Annotated in this window: 11 protein-coding genes; 6 read left to right on the top strand and 5 right to left on the bottom strand. The window is 68.8% G+C overall.

All coding sequences use genetic code 11. The annotated features are described in order from the left end of the window. Window positions 1-75 precede the first annotated feature (75 nt). The gene (locus P3G67_RS28535) at window positions 76-2169 is read left to right on the top strand and encodes an NEW3 domain-containing protein (RefSeq protein ID WP_276096054.1); all 2094 of its coding nucleotides are present in this window, start codon (window positions 76-78) and stop codon (window positions 2167-2169) included. A gap of 246 nt (window positions 2170-2415) precedes the next feature. Here P3G67_RS28535 and P3G67_RS28530 read toward each other — a convergent pair whose 3' ends face one another. Then, entirely contained in the window at window positions 2416-2916 is a 501-nt protein-coding gene (locus P3G67_RS28530) for a MarR family winged helix-turn-helix transcriptional regulator (RefSeq protein WP_276096053.1), read from the bottom strand. A 72-nt stretch (window positions 2917-2988) separates the two neighbouring features. On the opposite strand from P3G67_RS28530, the gene P3G67_RS28525 reads away from it, so the two are divergent. Both P3G67_RS28525 and P3G67_RS28520 read left to right on the top strand, forming a co-directional pair. Continuing rightward, window positions 2989-3630: an MBL fold metallo-hydrolase gene (locus tag P3G67_RS28525; protein ID WP_276096052.1), complete on the top strand. Its 642-nt coding sequence runs from the start codon at window positions 2989-2991 to the stop codon at window positions 3628-3630. 484 nt (window positions 3631-4114) lie between these two features. Continuing rightward, window positions 4115-5401 (top strand): MFS transporter, encoded by a 1287-nt coding sequence (locus tag P3G67_RS28520; RefSeq protein ID WP_276096051.1) that lies wholly within the window; start codon window positions 4115-4117, stop codon window positions 5399-5401. 1159 nt (window positions 5402-6560) lie between these two features. Here P3G67_RS28520 and rho read toward each other — a convergent pair. The 3 genes from rho to P3G67_RS28505 all read right to left on the bottom strand — a co-directional run bounded on the left by rho (window position 6561) and on the right by P3G67_RS28505 (window position 10579). Further along, window positions 6561-7730: a transcription termination factor Rho gene (rho, locus tag P3G67_RS28515; RefSeq protein ID WP_276096050.1), complete on the bottom strand. Its 1170-nt coding sequence runs from the start codon at window positions 7728-7730 to the stop codon at window positions 6561-6563. A 631-nt stretch (window positions 7731-8361) separates the two neighbouring features. Next, the gene (locus tag P3G67_RS28510) at window positions 8362-9936 is read right to left on the bottom strand and encodes an FAD-dependent monooxygenase (protein WP_276096075.1); all 1575 of its coding nucleotides are present in this window, start codon (window positions 9934-9936) and stop codon (window positions 8362-8364) included. Between the two features lie 235 nt (window positions 9937-10171). Beyond that, window positions 10172-10579: a hypothetical protein gene (locus tag P3G67_RS28505; protein WP_276096049.1), complete on the bottom strand. Its 408-nt coding sequence runs from the start codon at window positions 10577-10579 to the stop codon at window positions 10172-10174. A gap of 290 nt (window positions 10580-10869) precedes the next feature. On the opposite strand from P3G67_RS28505, the gene P3G67_RS28500 reads away from it, so the two are divergent. The 3 genes from P3G67_RS28500 to P3G67_RS28490 all read left to right on the top strand — a co-directional run bounded on the left by P3G67_RS28500 (window position 10870) and on the right by P3G67_RS28490 (window position 13936). Then, the gene (locus P3G67_RS28500; protein WP_276096048.1) at window positions 10870-11682 is read left to right on the top strand and encodes a maleylpyruvate isomerase family mycothiol-dependent enzyme; all 813 of its coding nucleotides are present in this window, start codon (window positions 10870-10872) and stop codon (window positions 11680-11682) included. Window positions 11683-12119: 437 nt separating this feature from the next. Then, entirely contained in the window at window positions 12120-12893 is a 774-nt protein-coding gene (locus P3G67_RS28495) for an SDR family NAD(P)-dependent oxidoreductase (protein ID WP_276096047.1), read from the top strand. A 203-nt stretch (window positions 12894-13096) separates the two neighbouring features. Beyond that, window positions 13097-13936 carry an SAM-dependent methyltransferase gene (locus P3G67_RS28490; RefSeq protein ID WP_276096046.1) on the top strand — a complete coding sequence of 280 codons (840 nt, stop codon included), beginning with the start codon at window positions 13097-13099 and terminating at the stop codon, window positions 13934-13936. A gap of 561 nt (window positions 13937-14497) precedes the next feature. Here P3G67_RS28490 and P3G67_RS28485 read toward each other — a convergent pair. Further along, the gene (locus tag P3G67_RS28485) at window positions 14498-15784 is read right to left on the bottom strand and encodes a PucR family transcriptional regulator (protein WP_276096045.1); all 1287 of its coding nucleotides are present in this window, start codon (window positions 15782-15784) and stop codon (window positions 14498-14500) included. Between the last annotated feature and the right edge of the window lie 216 nt (window positions 15785-16000).

Raw genomic sequence — 16000 nt, 5'->3', positions numbered from 1 at the left:
TTCGCTTCCCCTGCACTGCGCTAGGCATCAGATCCACCGCACTTTCCGGCACTCCTCTCGGACTCAGGAGATCCCATGCGCAAGTCGTGGGCCGCCGTGGTCGCGTTCCTCCTGGGGGCGGCGCCTGTTGTGGCCGCTCCTATCACCGCTCCTCCGGCCGCCGCGCTCGGCAACGGTCTGGCGCTCACCCCGCCGATGGGCTGGAACGACTGGAACGCCTTCGGCTGCAGCGTCAGCGAGCAACTCGTGGAGCAGACCGCAGACAAGATCGTGTCCAGTGGGTTGCGCTCCGCTGGCTATCAGTACGTGAACATCGATGACTGTTGGATGGCCGGCTCCCGCAGCGCCACGGGCGATCTGGTGCCGGATCCGGTGAAGTTCCCGCATGGCATAAAGGGCGTGGCGGATTACGTGCACGCTCGCGGACTGAAGCTCGGTATCTACGAAAGCGCCGGGACCATGACGTGTGCCGGCTACCCGGGAAGCCTGGGCCACGAGCAACAGGACGCCAACTCCTTCGCCGCCTGGGGAGTTGACTACCTCAAGTACGACAACTGCAACAACCTGGGCATACCCGCACGTCAGCGCTACCAGGCGATGGGGAACGCGTTGGCCCGTACCGGGCGTCCGATCGTCTACAGCCTGTGTGACTGGGGCCAGGAGAACGTGGCGAGTTGGGGCGGCTCGGTGAGCAACTTGTGGCGCACCACTGGCGACATCGACGCTACCTACGGGCGGATGCTGTCCATCTTCCATCAGAACGTGGGGCTCGCTGACGCGGCCTCACCGGGAGCGTGGAACGACCCGGACATGCTGGAAGTAGGCAACGGCATGACCGCCACCGAGGATCGCAGCGAGTTCTCACTGTGGGCCGAGATGGCCTCTCCGCTGATCGCCGGCACCGATCTGCGCCATGCCAGCGTCACCACTCTGGCGACCTACGGCAACAAGGAAGTCATCGCCATCGACCAGGACCGGCTCGGCCGTCAAGGCAGGCCGGTGAGCATGACCGGTGGACTGGACGTGCTGGCCAAGCCGCTCGCCGACCACAGCGTAGCCGTGGCGTTGTTCAACGAGAACGCCGCGCCGGCCAAGATCTCCACAATCGCGTCCGCGCTTGGGCTGCCCGCGGCCAACGGTTACACGGTGCGGGACGTGTGGGCGCACACCACCACCGCCACCGCCGGGGCTGTTCAGGCCTTCGTACCCGGTCATGGCACGGTGCTGTATCGGGTTGCGGCGACCAGCATGCCAGGCCGCTACCCACCCCACGTCATGCTGACCACCACCGCCCCCGCTTGGTTGGCGGGAACTTCCGCGACGGTGACATCAACGTTGACCAACAACGGCGTCGGCACCGCTGCGGACGTCCGGCTGGGCTTCGCCGCACCGACCCGATGGACCGTCACTCCACTGAGCCGCACCTATTTCGCCCGGATACCCCGCGGCGGCACGGCGGTGGCCACGTTCCGGGTCACCGCCCCCGCCGTCCTTCCCGCGCCGATCACCCGGAGCACGGTCAGCGGCACCGCCTCCGGTCACGCACCCGGCGGCACCTGGCTGGCCACCGCATCAAGACCGGTGGAGCTGTCCGCCCCCGTCAAGCCCCCGTTCCACACCTTCTCCGACACAACCGCCGTCTTCGGCGCACAGGGTGGCAGGCTCGCCGTCGACGGCGCGGGCGCGGATCTGTGGGGAGACACGGACCAGTACAGTGCGATCTACCAGCACGCCGCGGAACACGACGGCTCCACCACCGTGGTCGAGGTGGCGGCCCAAGGCCGCACGAGCGAGTGGGCGAAGGCCGGAATCATGGTGCGTGACGACATCACCGCCCCCGGCACGTCTCCCGGCTACCTGATCCTGGCCGAGGCCCCGGGCAAGGGATACGTCCTGCAGTGGGACAGCACCGGCAGTGGCCACCTGGACTCCAACAGTGCCCCACCGAACCAGGGAACGGCCACCGCCGTCTACCCCAGCTGGCTCAAGTTGGTCCGCGCCGGTACCACCTTCACCGGCTACTACTCGACCGACGGCATCACCTGGACGCGCCTGGCCACCGCCACGGTCCCGGGTGCGACGGCGGCGCAGGACGTGGGTGTGTTCACCAGTTCCCACAGTGACGGCACCTCTGGCGAGGCGGACTTCTCCGACTTCACCCAGCACTGACACCCACTCACCAGTCCCCGGGGCCGACAACAACGTCACCCACGGGCGACTCCCGGCGGCGCAGCGCCCCCACCGCTGCGCCGCCCTCCGCACGATGGGTGCTGACCGTCGCCGCCCGCAACGCCGGTTGCACGCGCAGCCGTGCGTTTCCTGCCCTTGCCGGCATCGTACGTCACACCATGGCCTTGCCTTCGGCGATGACGGCGCCGCGGAGTGGTGGCGGGGGCACGCCTTCCAATCGCATTGTCACCAGGCGCCGGTGAGCGGTTCGTTCCCGCCGGTGGGGGAGGGGTGAGCCCCGGCGACGGTCGCGGTGACCCGGTCGATGAGGTGCAGGGCGTGGGCCATGAGGCGCCGATCGTCTTCGTCCAGAGCCGCGTCCAGCGCTTCGGCGAGCGCGCTGACACGCTGGCGGCGGTCTGCGTCGATCGCGCTCTTCCCGGCTGTGGTCAGAGTGAGGATCTTCTTGCGGGCGTCGTCCGGGTCGGGGCCGACGGCCAGAAAGCCGGCATCGGTCAGCTCTTTGACGGTCGCGGCCATCGTCTGGTGGCGCACTCCGCGGCTCGCCGCCAGGTCGGCCGTGGTCATGGGGCCGCGCACGTCGAGCAGGTCGAGCACTGCCGCCGGGATGGGTGCGAGCCGGTCGACGGTACGAGTGCTGCGGACCAGGGCGCCGACCGCCGCCCTCAGGTGTGCGGCCAACTCATCCGGCGAGGGCGCCTGTTCGTTCGGAAGCGCGCTGTTCATGCTGTCAGGCTAGCAGGTGCACAGGTGATACTGTACAGGCGTACCTGTACATATCCTGAATGGGAGCCGACAGTGCAGCTGATCAAGCACGCCCACGCTTGTGTGTCGCTGGTCAAGGACGACGGGCGGATAGTCATCGACCCGGGCACGCTCACCCCGGACGCGGCGGCAGCGGTAGCCGCCGCCGAAGCCGTCCTGATCACCCACGAGCACTTCGACCACTTCGACGAGAACCTGATCGGCCAGGCCCTGGACGCCCGCCCCGACCTGCGGGTGTACGGACCGCTGAGCGTGGTGGAGCGCTGGTCCGCCCGGCGCGGTCAGGTCACCGCGGTCGCGGCTGGCGACCGTGTCACCGTCGCGGGCTTCGGCATCGCGGTGTTCGGCGAGCTGCACGCCGCGATCCACCGCGACATCCCCCGCGTCGTGAACGTCGGCTACCTCGTTGAGGAGCGCCTCTACCACCCCGGCGACGCCTACCACGTCCCGTCCGCTCCGATTGACACGCTGCTGCTGCCCACCAGCGGGCCGTGGACCAAGCTGGGCGAGGCGGCGGACTATGTGCGCGAAGTCGCGCCCAAACGGCTCATCCAGATCCACGAGATCATGCTCAGCCAAATCGGACAGCAGTCGATGGCACGATTCCTGAGTCCCGAAATGCTGACCGAGGTGCCGCTCACCATCGTTCCGGCGGGAGACATGATCACAGTGTGAGCCGGTCTACCAGGCCTGTGGGTGCCCCGGTCGCGGCAGGCACATTGCGCCGCAATCCGCCGGGCGGTCATCCAAGTTGAGGCCTTTCACTGATGCGCTGACTGCACCGCGAGCATCCGAGTGGTGGTCCCGTTCGACTATGGGCGGGACGGATCTTTGTTGCGCAGGCTCGACGCCCGGCTGTAGCACAACGCCTCCGATGGCGTGACGGTCGCGTGGCCGGCGGAAGCCAAACGCCCAGCCGGCGGACTGCTCCTCGCGTATTCGCGCCCAGCCCTCAGCCGAACCTCGCCGCGGATCACCGTGATCCACGGCGAGCGGCAGGTGTCCAGTCCAGCGCGTCCGCAGTTCCACGCGACGGCCCGGAGGCCGCGCCGGAGGTGAACGAGCGCTTCAAGTCGGCTGCTGGGTGCAATGCCTGGCCAGTTAGATAGGGAATAATTCGGTTGCCGATGGGTCGTTGGCGGGCGCAACATGGCGACTCGTGCCCGATGGTGATCAATCGCGCTCGCGTGCGTTCCTCCCCGACCTCGCGCCTTGGCGTTCCTCGCGTGACTTCCGGCTGCTGTGGTGCTCGGGTGTCGTCACGCTTTTCGGCAGCTTCCTGACGTTTGTCGCCCTGCCCGTCCAGGTCAAGGAGTTGACGGGAACGGCTTTGGCGGTCGGGGCGGTCGGAGCGGTGGAGCTCGTGCCGCTGATCATCTTCGGGCTCTACGGCGGCGCGCTCGCCGATGCCGCGGACCGGCGGAAGCTGATCGTCTACTGCGAGGGCGCGCTCGGACTGCTCTCCGCCGCGCTACTCGTCAACGCACTGCTCCCACACCCCGCCGTGTGGCCGCTGTACGTCGTAGCGGCGCTGTCAAGTGCGTTGACCGGGCTGCAGCGACCGGCCATCGACGCGATCGTGCCGCGCATCGTCCCGCACGAGCAACTCACCGCGGCCGCCGCGCTCAACTCCCTGCGCTGGCAGCTAGGGGCGATCGCTGGGCCGTCGCTCGCGGGGGTGCTCATCGCGTGCTCGGGGACTGCGTGGGCGTACGGGATCGATGTCGCGTCGTTCGTCGTCTCGGTCGCTCTGAGTCTGGGGCTGCGGCCCTCGCCCGCTGCGCATGACGCCGAGCGGCCGTCCTGGCGCGGCCTCGCGGAGGGCGCGCACTACGCTTGGCGCCGCAAGGAACTGCTCGGTACGTACGTCGTCGATAGCGTGGCGATGTTCTTCGCGTTCCCGACGGCCGTCTTCCCCTTCCTGGCCGATGAGTTGAGGGCGCCGTGGTCGCTGGGGCTGATGTATGCGGCGCTGCCCGCGGGAGCTCTGGCGGTGAGCGTGACCAGCGGCTGGTCGTCGCGGGTGCATCGGCACGGGCGGATGGTGGTCGGGGCGGCGGCCGCGTGGGGTGTGGCGATGGCGGCGGCTGGAGGGATACACAATGTCTGGCTCGTGTTGCTGTCACTGGCGTTCGCGGGCGGTTGCGACCAGGTGAGCGGAATCTTCCGTTCGGCGATGTGGAATCAGACGATCCCGGATGAGCTGCGCGGCCGTCTCGCCGGGATCGAGCTGCTGTCGTATTCCGTTGGTCCGCAGTTGGGCCAGGTCCGCGCGGGCTCCATGGCGGCGTGGACGTCCGTACGGACGTCGGTGTGGTCCGGGGGCGTGGCCTGCGTGGCCGCCGTCGGGCTGCTGGCCGCGGTGTTACCCAAGCTGATGTCGTACGACGCACGGACCGACGGGCACGTGGTGCTGATGCGGCAGGCGGCGGCGGACTCCCACTGATCAAGGCCGCGAGTGATGAGGCGCTGGACGCCGGGCGACCGGGGTGTGACTGAGCACTTCGGTCGGCGGCGTTCGCCAAATGGAATGCACTCGCCTGAACCCGTCCAGAGTGGCTCCGGCCGCCGAGACGGCTTCTGGGGGCTGGTATGTCTCACGGGCGGTCAAAGGCGAGGAGTCCGGCGGCCGGAGTGCCTTGGAGGCTCCTTCTCGGACGACCGGCCCTTTGTGGTCGAAGCCGAAGTGGGTTGTGCCGCCCTCAGTGGCGTTGCAACCATCCCACCTGGCGCAGGGAAGCCGGTAGGCCGGGACCCACCCACTTCTTGTCCGGCTCGGTGCCTCACGCCGCAGGTGAGGATGCGGGCGCGATGTCGGCGACCACGGGTGCCCGGGTCGGGCAGCGGCTTCTGCCGGGAGCCCTTGCATCGCCCTTGGCCGTAGTGGTCGGCGGCGTAGGGGGAGTGGCGGGCGGCCGTGGTGCCCTCCTCGGCCAGCTCTGTGGGGCTGGTGACAGTACGGGTAGCGCAAGCGCAGGATGAGCAAAAGCTGTTGGAAGTAGGGCCGCTGACCATCGGCTTGCCGGGAGCGTCGGGGAAGCGGCCCGGCCTGGCGAGATATGCGTAGGCGACCGGTCTGCGTCACTCGACGGGCACAAGACGGCCCCCGGAATTTCCCATCAACACCTGAGTCTCAGTGGGGAGTGAGATGCGAACCGGTCTTCTTTTGGTCCAGCCAGCTCCTGGACCACTGCATCGCAACTACTTGTGATGACTTGCGTGCACCGCCGTGAACGCTGCGTAGTCCGACCAGACAGCGTGGACCAGCAGACGTCTGGCCACCAACGCTTGTCCTGCAAGGTCCTGCCGCCGCACGGCCGCGCGCGGCGGCACGCGAGGGTGGATGCAGCCCATCGGCGTCTGTGGTGTGGTGGTGCGGCCATCCTTGAGGAAGGTGCGGGTCCCGGAGCGATACGCCGCGACCGGCAGTACGCGCAGCGCGCCGCCGCTTACATGGCCGGGCAACTGGCGAGCCGCAGTTCGCGGCCTCACGAGGTGCTCATGTCTTGGTGGCCGAAGCATGGTCGGTGGCACTCGATGACCTGGTGACGTGCGTCGCCGAGGATCTGCGAGGCGGACCGCTGGACCCTGTGAACGGCCGTGCGTTAAAGCGCTTGCTGCGTGATCCGGTTGAGGAACTCGGTGTTTCCCGCAGTGCGCCGCAGGTGGTCCAGGAGCAGTTCGGTGGACTGATGGGGGCCCCGGGCCGTCAGTACTCGACGCAGCCTGCGCCGTGCGGCCAGTTCGTCGGCCGGGACGAGCAACTCCTCGCGGCGGGTGCCCGAAGGGGCTACGTCGACGGCGGGGAACATCCGACTGTCGGCGAGGTCGCGGCTGAGCCGCAACTCCATGTTGCCCGTACTCTTGAGCTCTTCGAAGTAGTAGTCGTCGGCACGTGATCCGGTTTCGACCAGGGCTGTGGCCAGGATCGTCAACGACCCACCCGCCTCGATGTTGCGAGCGGCTCCGAAGAGCCGCTTGGGGCCGAGAAGGGCCGCCGCGTCAACGCCACCGCTCAGTGTCCGGCCTTTGCCCCCGGCCCTGTTGTTGAACGCACGGCACAGGCGGGTGATCGAGTCCAGCAGGATCAGCACGTCTCGGCCCTGCTCCACCAGTCGCTTGCCGCGCTCGACGGCCAACTCGGCGGTGGCGGTGTGGTCTGCGGCCGGTCGGTCGAAGGTTGAGGAGATCACCTCGCCGCGTACGGAACGCCGCATGTCGGTGACCTCTTCTGGCCGTTCGTCGAGGAGGACGACCATGAGGTGGCATTCCGGATGGTTTTCGGCCACGGCCTCGGCGAGTGTCTTGAGGAGTACTGTCTTCCCGGCTTTCGGCGGCGCCACGATCAACCCCCGGGTGCCCTTACCTACCGGCGCGATCAGGTCCACGACACGGCTGGCCAGAACGTTCGGGGTGGTCTCCAGGCGCAGCCGCTCGGTCGGGAAGACGGGCATCAGATCGGCGAAGTGCGGCCGACGTGAAGCCTCTTGCGCGCTGAGGCCGTTGACGCGGTCCACCTGGACGAGCCCGCGCGTTCCGAGGCGTTGCCCGTTGCCGGTGGCGTGACTTTGGGTGTCGCGGGTCCCTTCTACGAAGTCACCTTTGCGTAGGCCCAGTTGGCCCTCAAGGGACGCGGTCACGGGCACGTCATGTGGTCCGGCCAGGTAGCCGTCCACTCGGAGAAAGCCATGTTTGCCGGACCGGTCGAAGACCCCGGCGACCGGGACGAGCGTGCTGTCATGCCTGTGTTCGGCATGTGATGCGGTGGTGGTCATGAACGCCCTTTGCTGGCAGGGGTAGTGGGGTAGTGGAGGAGTGAGGTGTTGACAGGGGAGCGGCGGCGCCCCGTGCGAAGGCAGCGGTGTGAGGCGAACGCTGTTGGTTGTGGGCTGCCGAAACTGCCTGGCGCGGAGGCGGGTGCGCCCACCGACGGCCGTTGAGGAAGATCTGCGGCATTCCCGCGAGCCGGTCGAGAAGGACGGGCGGCAGAATGCGCTGATGGGTGAAGCGAAAGGGCACTGGCGCCACTGTCGGCGAACTCACGTGCTGAAGACAGGTTAGCACCATGGTTCGGAAGGCACACCAGTCCAGTGCAGGACACCGCTTGCGGCGGGATTGGAAGGCACGGCGGCGCAGGCGGTGTGGATGAGGGACGTATCCCCGCCTCACCTGGGAGAACTGTCCTGGGGATCCAGGCGAGTTTCCCTTCCACTTCGCGTTGCCCGGCGCGGATGCCGAGGAGGTCATCGGCTGCTGGAACGCTCTCGGCGCGGGCGCGACCGTCGAGGAACTCCTCGACCCCCGCCCTGTTCTCCCCTCTGCGGCACGCTGACCGACCGTTTCCGCGTCACCTGGATGATCGACGTCATCCGGCAGTAGATGGCTGAAGCCGACGCTGACGGGGGTTCAGCCCACCGGCTCGTGCTCGGGTGAGGATGACGGCGCGCCGGTCCATCGGTGCAGGGCGGCTTCGAGGCCGGTGACGGCGGTGATGTCCGTGGTGTCGGAGGCCCAGGCGACCACCCCGTCCGGGCGTACCAACACCCCGGTCGGCGTCGCGTGGCCGTCGACCACGCTGCTCACTCGCCCGGCCCAGGCCGCGGTGAGGCGGGCGAACGCGCCGTCCGGAGTGCGGTCGAGCAGTAGGAACCCTCCGCCGTGACCGTGGTCGACCAGACGGGAGCCGTCCCTCAGCCACAGGTCGGGGACGAACCGGCCGACCAGCGGATGGTCGCCGGGCAGGTCGATGTGCTGCGTGACGCCGGAGATCTTCTTGACCGCGTAGGTCGTGCCCGCCCGAGTGCTCAGCAAATCGGCGACGACCTCCCGGAGCGCGGCCGACTTGGCGTCCCCACGCATCACCGCGATCTGGGCCCGTGTCCAGTCCAGCACCCAGGCGCCAAGGGGACGACGCTCGGTGTCGTAGGTGTCGAGCAGCCCTTCGGGCGCCCAACCGGCTACCACAGCACCGAGTTTCCAACCGAGGTTCATCGCGTCGCCGACTCCGAGATTGAGTCCCTGCCCGCCGAACGGCGAGTGCACGTGCGCGGCGTCGCCAGCCAGTAGCACCCGCCCCGACCAGTAGGTCGCGGCCTGACGGGCGTTGTCGGTCCAGCGGGTCGCGGCGCCGCGCAACGCGGTCAGCGTGACGTCGGTGCCCGAGACCCGGCGCAGACTGGTCTGCAACTCCTCAAGGGTGACCGGCGCCGAGCGGTCGACAGGAGCGCCGTCGAACTCCACGGTGACCACCCGCCCGGGCTGCGGCCCATAGCGGTACGCCCCGCGGGTCGACCACGCCCATCCGTTCGCGAGCTTCTCCGGGTCGGCGATGTCGACGACCGCCAGGTGTCCGGTGAGCTCGGGGCCGGTGCCGGGGAAGTCTATGCCCGCGAGGCGGCGCACGGTGCTGCGTCCGCCGTCGCACCCGACGAGCCACCCGGTGCGCACCGTGTCGGCAGTGGTGCCGACGAGCACGCCGTCGCCGGTGTCTTCGAGCGCGGTGACCTCCACTCCGCGACGTACCGGTACGCCGAGTCGCGCGACGTGGTCGGTCAGCAGTTCCTCCAGCTCACGTTGCGGCACCAATCTTGCTCCGGCGACCGCGGCGTGCGCGGCAAGGTCGGCATCGGACCAGTCCACGAGGTCGGGGTCGAGGACCATTCCGGCGAAATGCCCGGTGAACCGCGACTCGCGCACTGCCTGGCCGCCACCGGGCGGTTGGTCGTCGACCATGCGCGCGAACGACCCCACCCGCTCGAGCATCTCTCGCTGCACCTGTTCAGCGGCAGGCAGCAGGCCGCGGCGGTCGAGTGCCTCGGCCGTCGGCACGTTGATCGCCCCCGCCTTCATCGCCTTGTCCGGTGCGGCCCGTCGCTCGAGTACCTGCACCGTCGCTCCGGAGAGCGCCAGCTCTGCGGCGAGCACGAGTCCCACCGGCCCGGCTCCAACCACGGTCACGTCCACAGTCTGGTTCACATCCATTGTCACGAACGCTGTTCTATGTGCGAACGGCGTTCGTGTCAAGTTTGTGGTTGGTGGGTGAACCCGAGAGAGCGAGCGCGGTGCGCCACCAGCCACCGGACCCCGAGGTCGAAGCCGCATGCCTCGCAACAGCGGGGGCAGGCACCTCCTTGCAGGAGGCCGTAGTCCGCGGTCGCCGGATTTCCGTCGCACCCCGAGCCCTGGTCGAACAGCCCACCACAGGGCCCGGCGGCCGTCAGAAGACGGCGAGTGGGTTGACGGGCACCCCGGTCAGTCCGTGGATACGTCCGTCGCGCGGGATGTGCCCCAGCGCGTCCAGATGTGTTGAGCGCGGGTGGTGATTGGTGACCACCATTACGTCCGCTGTCGCCATGGCTGGAGAACCGGTGTACACCATCACCTGCTGCACCGGCGAAGCGTCCTCGGTGGAGGGCGCGAACGGGCCGCTGATCAGCGGTGTCGGCTGGATCGGCAGCGCCAGCGACACCGCCCGTCCCGTACGGACCTCAGCGGCAGCCCTGGCCCGGGTCTCCTGAGTGATCAGGTTGAGTGTGCCTCGCTGGTCGTCCTGGCCCCACCGGCCCCAGTTGCTCGGCAGGTTCTCCGCGCCGTCTGTGGCGGTGTCTACGTGTCGTGCTTCCATACCAGTGACCGTACAGAGTTGGGCAGTTGGGCGTACACGAGTCAAGCTTCGTCGCTCCCGCCCTGAACCAGCCTCACCCCGAACTGGGAGACCTATCGGCTCGTCAGCCATCGTGCATCGTGGTGGGTGGCTGAGGCGGGGGCCGGGAGCCTGTGGCGTGCAGTCCCTCGCGCGTGCCCTGGACGAATGAGGACGTGGCCTTGGGGCCGGATTTGCCTTGGAGTGGACTCCAGCCTTCACACTGATCACGACAGGATCCGTGCTGCGCGCGGACAGAAAGGGAGCAGTTGATGGAGACGACGAGCCGGGCGGGGCACCCTTTGCCGTACGACACCTACCGGCAGGCGGTCGAGCAGGAGACCCTGCGCTTCGCCGAGGTGGTCCAAGGGGCGGATCCCGCGACCGCCGTGCCCTCCTGCCCTGGGTGGACGCTGGCCGAGCTCACCCGGCACGTGGGATCGCTGCAGCGTTGGTTTTGCACGCTGCTGAGCGGGCTGGTGCAGGAGCGGCCGCGCAGCCGTGATGTCGAGTTGGGGCTGCCGGAACGCGTGCAGGAGTATGCCGACTGGGTGGCCACCGGCGTCCCAGCGGTGGCCGCCGTGTTGCGGGCCACGGATCCGCATGCGGCGATGTGGGCCTGGGGTGAGGACCAGCATGCAAGGTTCTGGGCCCGTCGGATGCTGTTCGAGACGTTGGTGCACCGGGTGGACGCGGAGCGTGCCGTCGGCCGTGAGTCGGAGATCGACCCCGTGCTGGCGGCGGACGGAGTGGACGAATTCCTCGTCAACTTGCCCTACGCGGGTGTCTTCGCCCCCGCCGTGGCCGAGCTGCGCGGCACTGGCGAGACCATCGCCTTCCAGTGCGCGGACGCCGCCGAAGGCATCGGCGAGGCGTGGCTGGTGCGGCTGGAGACGGACGGTCTTCGTCTGGTGCCGCGGGCGGGAGCCGACGGCACACCACCCGAGGCACAGGCGGTGGTGCGAGGGCGGGCGGCGGATCTCCTGCTGCTGCTCTACGGGCGACGGTCGTACAAGGAGAGCGCCTTCGACGTCTCCGGCGAGCCGCCGCTACTCGACACTTGGTTCACCCACACGGCCTTTTGACCCATGCCGGAGAGAGCGCATGGGAACCTGTTGGCCCTGCGTTGAAGTGTTCGCTTCGCCAATCCGTTCCTCACAGTCAATGTGCAACCGGCGCGATCCCAAGGTTCCTTGACGCCCTCGGCATGGTTCGCAGGGACTCGCGGAGTGCGGCCCGGGCTTGGCGTGCCGGGGCAGGCTGCTGCTGGGGACCTGGCTGCCACACGGACTGATCGACCCGCACCGTCGACGAAGTCACCAGGCCCGACGGCGGTGCCATCTTGCGTATTGGCTGCGTGGGCAGCAGCAGGTGGGTCTATGAAGGCGCTTCGACGTTCGACCAGGCCCGGGCCCGGCAGCGCACCCGCACTCGGGCATCGGCAACCAAAAGGAGCTGTAGCGAAGTTCACCGAGGCCGCTTAGCCTGCGCCCTGTAACACACCATCGAAAAGGGAGCATTCATGACCGAGGATCGCTTCGCTGGCAGGGTCGTCATCATCACCGGTGCCGGATCGGGCATCGGTGCCGCCGCGGCGCACCGTTTCGCACGTGAGGGCGCCACCGTGATCGCGGTCGGGCGTACCGAGGAGAAGTTGCAGAGGACGGTTAGCGCGGCGCCTGCCGGTTCGACGATCGTCGCGCGCGTCGCGGACGTCTCCGACGAGTCAGCGATCACCTCCCTCATCGATGGAGTGGCCAGGGACTACGGCCGTTTGGATGTGCTGGTCAACAATGCGGCTGTCGCTGCGGTAGGCGCCGTCACGGACACGGACACGGCCAGCTGGCGCCAGGTCATGGCTGTTATTGCCGATGGCACCTTCTACGCGTCGAGAGCCGCAGTGCCGCACTTGCGTGCCGTCGGCGGCAACATCGTGAACGTCGGTTCGGTCTCCGGTCTCGGCGGGGACTGGGGCCTGGCCGCCTACAACGCGGCCAAGGGGGCAGTGGTCAACCTGACCAATGCCATGGCGCTCGACCACGCCAATGAGGGGGTGCGGGTCAACGCGGTGCATCCGAGTCTCACCGCCACTGAGATGGCCGCACCTATGCTGGAGAACGAAAAGGCTCTTGCCGCGTTCCGTCAGCGCATCCCCATGCAGCGCCCGGCCGAGCCCCAGGAAGTCGCCGACGTCATCGCGTTCCTTGCCAGTTACGACGCCCGATTCGTCAACGGGGCCCACATCCCGGTTGACGGTGGTCTCCGTGCGTCATCCGGCCAGCCCCGAATGTTTTGAGAGCGAGCTTTGGGCCGAGTTCGCTGCGTGTCACAGGCCAGCAGCGCAGTCTTCGCGCCTCCCGCTGGCAGGCCCCGTGAGCGGCTGAGAGTGCGATAAGCCTGAACGCTGCGTGGGCTGTTCGGCGTTCCCTCACCACTTGAGCGGACGGCGGCAATTTCTCGTGAGGTTTGCGCTCTCTGCGCTGTGCGGAGGATGTGGGCATGGGTGATGACGCGACCATGCATGCGGCGGATGCGGCCCGCGACTACTACAACTGCGCCGATGTCGACGGCTTCTACACGAGTGTGTGGGGCGGCGAGGACATCCACACCGGCGTCTACGAACACCCCGACGAGCCGGTCGCCCGAGCCACCCGGCGGGCCGATGCCGAGGTGGCATCCCGGGTGGCCGACCTGCTCGGGCCGGGCCGCACCGTACTGGACCTCGGTTCGGGCTACGGTGGCGCGGCGCGCTACCTCGCGCAGAGCTTCGGTTGCCGCGTCGTCGCGCTCAACATCAGCGACGTGCAGAACCGGCGGCACCGCGCGCTCAACGCCCGCCACGGGCTCGACGCGCTCATCGACGTGGTCACCGGATCCTTCGACGACATCCCTGCGCCGAACGGGAGGTTCGACGTCGTCTGGACCCAGGAAGCCCTTGTCCACAGCGGCGACCGTGCGCACATGCTCTCGGAGGCGGTGCGCGTCCTGTCCCCCGGCGGCGCCCTGGTCCTCACCGACGTCATGGCGGCCGACGACGCCCACCAGGAGGCGCTGCGCCCGGTGTGCGAGCGGCTCAACGTCACCGACCTCCCTACGCCGGACTTCGTCCGTGTCCAGCTCGCCCGCCTCGGACTGGGGCAGGTGCGCTTCGACGACCTGAGCGAGAACCTGCTCCCGCACTATGCCCGCCTCACCGAGCAGGTGCGGCGCAACGGCGAGGAACTCACCGGCGCCGTCGGCGAGGAGTACCTGGACCGGCTGCGAGCGAATCTGCCCCTGTGGGTCCACGCCTGCGAGGACGGCCTTCTGTCCTGGGGGATCTTTCACGGCCGCCGGTGATGGCGGACCGGGCAGCGGAACAGCCGCGCGCCGGCCCGTACACGCGGCGCGCACAAGGCGTGTGAGCACGTTTCGCCTCCGCTCAAAACGTCGCCTGCACCAGGAAGGCACCCGAACTGCGGTACTCGCAGCGGCGGTTCACGGCTGGAGGGGTCGGGTCCGTCCAGCACAGCAAGGGGGACGGCCACGGCGCCGTCATCAAGGGGCGGTAACCCATGGAAGCCCGCCAGGCGTTGGAGCGCGCCAGCCATGAGGCATTCACCCGTGAGCCGTCCAAGGGCCTGCAGGCTCGCATCAACTTCCCGCCCAGGCGGCTGAAGACCACCAAGGCCGTCGCCCAGGAACTCAGCGTCACCCAGCGGTCGGTGGAGCGCTACCACAAGCGTGAGCGCGAACAGCCGCCGACCAGGGATCGCGGGTACGGTCCACTGGCGGCCGAGTTCCGCAAGCGGCTCCAGAAGCTGGCCGCCACCGCCACGGCAGTCACCGTCAGTTGGTCCGTGAAGGGTCCGGATCTTGGTCCGAGGCGGCGCGTTCGCGGCGTGGGATATGGCGGGTTCGTCAGCCGTACAGGGTCGGCGCGATCTCCAGTGCCAGGCGTAGTTCCAGCAAGTTGTCGGCGTTGATCGGCGTGGGCAGCAGTTCCTGTGCGCGTTTGACTCGGTAGGTGACGGTGTTGCGCGCCACATGCAGGCGCTCGGCCGTCGTCCGCAGACCGTGTTCCTCAGCGAGGTAGATGCGCAAGGTTTCGCGCAGCTCCTGCATCCGGGCGCCCTCGGAGGCCAGCGGACCGAGGACGTCCTGCACGAACCAGCGCGCGTGTTCTGGCTCGGCGGTGGCCAGGGCCACCAGACGGACGTCCTGGTAGTCGCACAGCCAGTCGCTTCTGCCCTGGAGGGCGATCCGTTCGGCCTGCAGGGCAGCCAGATGACTGCGGCGCATGCCCTGCGGGCCGTGCGCGGCCGGACCGAGGGCCGCCCGTACCCCCGCCGGGGGGTCGAGGGTGCCCCGCAGGTGCTCGGCCTGGCCGGCGGTCTCTTCGCTGGACAGCGCGAGCCACACCCAGGCTGACGTGTCTGTGGCGGGGATGAGCAGCATTCCTGCTGCTCGCACGGCGCGGGCCATGGTGGTCGCGGTCCGCTGCAGCCGTTCCGGGGCGGGCAGGCCGATCTCGGTGTGGTCGCACCGCAGCACGGCGGCGACGTGGGTGCGGCTGATGTCGTAGCGCAGGCGCCGGATGGCGGCCTGCACGTCGACCGGGCGTCCGGCGAGCAGGTCGTCGATGATGGCGCGACGGGCGGCCTCGTTGCTTCCGCGCCAGCGGTCCCGCTCGGCGATGTACTCCTCGGCCATCTGGCTGGCGTGGGCGTCGGCGTAGGCGAACAGCAACTCGTCGACCTCGCGCAGTTCGGCCAAGCGCTGATCGAACGGGACGTGTTCCTCGATCGCGGCCGCCAGGTCACGTGCCAGCCGGGCATGTCCGAGTCGCACGCCTCGCAGGACCCGGTCGAGGGGGACGCCGCGGCGGGCGAACTCGCGGCATCCTTCAAGCGTTTCCTCGGTCGAGACGGCGTCGGGCCGTGGGTGCTCTGCCAGCAGCAGCTGCAAGGCCGCGAGGACGGCGGATTCAGTGGAGCGCCGCAGGGTGGTCATGGGGGCTTGACCGCCGCCGTGCTCGGGAACCTCGTCGAGGATCTCCGCCGCCAAGGCGGCAGCCGTTTGCACCGCCCACCGGACCGGTTCCGCCCCGAGGGTCTCTGCCGCGGCGGCCTCGGCCGCCCGCGGCATGACGGGGTCGACCGCCCGGTCGGGGGCCGGGCGAAGCGCAAGGAGCCACTCTCGCGTCACAACCCGCCTCGATATCTTGTACGGCGCGTGACCGCGCGGAGCGCGCCCGTCACCCGGCAGGGCCATCCAGGTCCGGTGATCGCGTCCCCGGCGGTCAGGTACAGCGACCGCGGGAGCGCCACCTTCGATACCAAAAATACGACCGAAGAGCACCGCACGAGCCGGGCATCTGCTCGTGCGGTGCCCGAGGTGACGGCAAGTCCCGCGGATGACGGG

It is taken from the genome of Streptomyces silvisoli, assembly GCF_029269905.1.
Taxonomy (GTDB): Bacteria; Actinomycetota; Actinomycetes; order Streptomycetales; family Streptomycetaceae; genus Streptantibioticus_A; species Streptantibioticus_A silvisoli_A.
This window is presented reverse-complemented; position numbering and strand designations above follow the sequence as displayed.

What these genes read in the sequence shown, in the direction of transcription:
- P3G67_RS28535 (WP_276096054.1), top strand. Translation starts at nt 76, where the DNA reads ATGCGCAAGTCGTGGGCCGCCGTGGTCGCGTTCCTCCTGGGGGCGGCG.
- P3G67_RS28530 (WP_276096053.1), bottom strand. Translation starts at nt 2,916, where the DNA reads ATGAACAGCGCGCTTCCGAACGAACAGGCGCCCTCGCCGGATGAGTTG.
- rho (WP_276096050.1), bottom strand. Translation starts at nt 7,730, where the DNA reads ATGACCACCACCGCATCACATGCCGAACACAGGCATGACAGCACGCTC.
- P3G67_RS28510 (WP_276096075.1), bottom strand. Translation starts at nt 9,936, where the DNA reads ATGGATGTGAACCAGACTGTGGACGTGACCGTGGTTGGAGCCGGGCCG.
- P3G67_RS28505 (WP_276096049.1), bottom strand. Translation starts at nt 10,579, where the DNA reads ATGGAAGCACGACACGTAGACACCGCCACAGACGGCGCGGAGAACCTG.
- P3G67_RS28500 (WP_276096048.1), top strand. Translation starts at nt 10,870, where the DNA reads ATGGAGACGACGAGCCGGGCGGGGCACCCTTTGCCGTACGACACCTAC.
- P3G67_RS28495 (WP_276096047.1), top strand. Translation starts at nt 12,120, where the DNA reads ATGACCGAGGATCGCTTCGCTGGCAGGGTCGTCATCATCACCGGTGCC.
- P3G67_RS28490 (WP_276096046.1), top strand. Translation starts at nt 13,097, where the DNA reads ATGGGTGATGACGCGACCATGCATGCGGCGGATGCGGCCCGCGACTAC.